The organism is Bacteroides sp. CAG:189, from assembly GCF_000432295.1.
GTDB lineage: Bacteria > Bacteroidota > Bacteroidia > Bacteroidales > Bacteroidaceae > Bacteroides > Bacteroides salyersiae.
Genome location: NZ_HF991038.1, coordinates 26,587 through 27,194, shown reverse-complemented (window position 1 = coordinate 27,194; position 608 = coordinate 26,587). Strand labels below are relative to the sequence as shown.

General features: G+C 40.5%; 1 pseudogene. It reads right to left on the bottom strand.

The window, feature by feature from the left end:
* Positions 1 to 60: 60 nt before the first annotated feature.
* Positions 61 to 608, bottom strand: a pseudogene (locus QVP90_RS05975) (patatin-like phospholipase family protein); the annotation flags it as partial.

The window sequence follows — 608 nt, the reverse complement described above, 5'->3', positions numbered from 1 at the left end:
TGCAAAGATACGTACTTTTTTGAAAGTAACAAGCGTTTAACCCTCTTTTTTTCTTGAAAATTATTCAAAGAAGCGATAATTGAAGAGCTGCCAACCAAGCGTCAATCCCACATTCCACTCTCTTTTCGGTGAACTATAATGATTTACATAAGCAGAAATCGCCCCGAACGGCAACTGACAAACAACCGATACTTCTCCCAAATATTCAAAACGTGAAAAAGCCTTTCCGTAATATGCCTTATTAATAGAATTTCTTTCAATTGGAAAAATAGGCATAAAGCCATAAAATTCCCCACGTACATGAAACATTTGATTAAAACGGTAAATGGGCCGTACACCGACTCCCACAAACTGATTGGCACGAAACGCTTCGTTGTACATCAGTTGTCCGTGTGCCGTAGGTGCAAATTCCCCAGCCTGCATCATAGTGGCCGTGTAGTTTTCCGAAAAGTTCCTCGAAGAATACAGTGCTTTCAAATACCACCCAAGTGTCCAATGCTCGGCCATTCTATGATACTTCTCTTTCATATACGACAATTGTAGCCAAGAATGCCGTTCCTCACTCGCCTTCTTATTATCTGAACTTTCTCCCGGATAAAAACACTCTT